A 1,741-nucleotide genomic window follows, 5' to 3' on the forward strand; every position below is an offset into this window, starting at 1 on the left:
CGTGAGGTGGAATCTGAAGGAAGCTGGATATGGGGAACATACTAACCCATGGGCAAATCTCTGGTCTGACGAACAGAAATCACATCAGGCCATGCGTGAGGGTAAGGCTGCCAAACAAGTCGAAGCCCAATAACCACACGGAATCATGTATGGTAAATGTGGCAGATAGATGGAGAGAAAGAAACGTGTGGTACCCGGGGAGGTCTGTGCGGAATGTCCTGAAAGGGATAACCACTATCGTGAGGTAGTGCTGAACGTACAGAAGTCAGCAGAGGTCGTAGTAGTCGAGAGACGAAGGACCGAATCAACAGGAGTCTTTAGTACAACCGGGAAAGGAGGAAAGAACATTGGGTACAGAAAACAGAGATAGCTGCTCACAAAGAGACAGCGCGGAACGTGAAGGGTATGTGAGAGCGCACCGTTCTTTCCGCCGGATATGGAAGGAAAGAGACAGTGCACAGCCGGAACTCTTAGAGAAGATACTGAATAAGGACAACTTAAACAGAGCTTTTAAGAGAGTAAAGGCGAATAAGGGAGCGCCGGGAATCGACGGAATGACCGTAGAGGAAACAGGTGACTGCCTAAGGGAAAATCAAAAGGAACTGATAGAGAGAATCAAAAGGGGAAAATACACCCCCGACCCAGTAAGACGAGTAGAGATTCCCAAGCCAGAGGGAGGAATGCGAAAGCTGGGCATTCCAACCGTGAAAGACCGTATCTTCCAGCAAGCCATAGGACAGCAGTTAATGCCAGTCTATGAGGCGCTGTTCTCGGAGAACAGCTATGGGTATCGGCCGGGAAGAAGCGCCAGGGACGCCATTTTAAAGGTAAAAGAGTATGCAGAACAGGGATACACCCATGCCGTTGCATTGGACTTGTCGAAATACTTTGATACTCTGAACCAAGAAATGCTATTAAATATTCTGCGCAGAGATGTAAAGGATGAAAGGGTTATCCAATGGATAAAGAGATACCTAAAGAGTGGTGTCATGGAAAACGGTGTAGTCATGGAGACAGAGGAAGGATCGCCGCAAGGAGGAAATCTATCCCCGCTGCTGGCAAATGTCTATCTGAACGAGTTCGACCAGGAGTACGAGAAACGAGGAGTGGCTTTTGTACGTTACGCAGATGATATAGTATTGTTAGCTAAAAGTGAGAGAGCCGCAAAGAGACTTCTGGAAACAAGCACGAAATATCTGGAAGGGACGCTGAAATTGCAGGTGAACCAGAAGAAAAGCCGTGTAGTAAGTGTATTTGCAATCCGAAATTTTAAGTTCCTTGGCTTCACATTGGGAAAGAACGGAAAGGGCATTTATGTCCGGGTTCATGGGAAGTCATGGAAGAAAATGAAGTCAAAACTGAAAGACCTTAGTTCCCGAAGGTCTGTTCAGAGCATACGCCCATCGTTAGAAAAGATAAAGGTGTATATGCGGGGCTGGCTGAATTATTATGGAGTAGCAGATATGAAGAACCGAATAGAGGGACTGAACCAATGGCTATATCACAGAATCCGAATGTGTATATGGAAACAATGGAAGAAACCGAAAACGAAGGTAAAGAACCTGCTGAAAATGGGAGTGCCGAAAGAATTGGCATGGAAGGCAGGGAACAGCCGAAGAGGCTATTGGTTTACCACACAAACGGTAGCGGTAAATATGGCAATGACAAAAGAAAGACTGATAAACAGAGGCTATTATGATTTAGCCACAGCCTATCAGTCCGTGCACGTCAACCGTTGAAA

General features: G+C 46.4%; 1 protein-coding gene. It reads left to right on the forward strand.

Annotated features, from left to right (window positions below; translation table 11 throughout):
* Positions 1-347: 347 nt before the first annotated feature.
* The gene (gene ltrA / locus NE473_RS29875; protein WP_055154709.1) at positions 348-1,739 is read left to right on the forward strand and encodes a group II intron reverse transcriptase/maturase; all 1,392 of its coding nucleotides are present in this window, start codon (positions 348-350) and stop codon (positions 1,737-1,739) included.
* The last annotated feature ends 2 nt before the right edge of the window (positions 1,740-1,741 follow it).

The sequence above is a fragment of the Hungatella sp. SL.1.14 genome (assembly GCF_024460495.1).
Taxonomy (GTDB): domain Bacteria; phylum Bacillota; class Clostridia; order Lachnospirales; family Lachnospiraceae; genus Hungatella; species Hungatella hathewayi.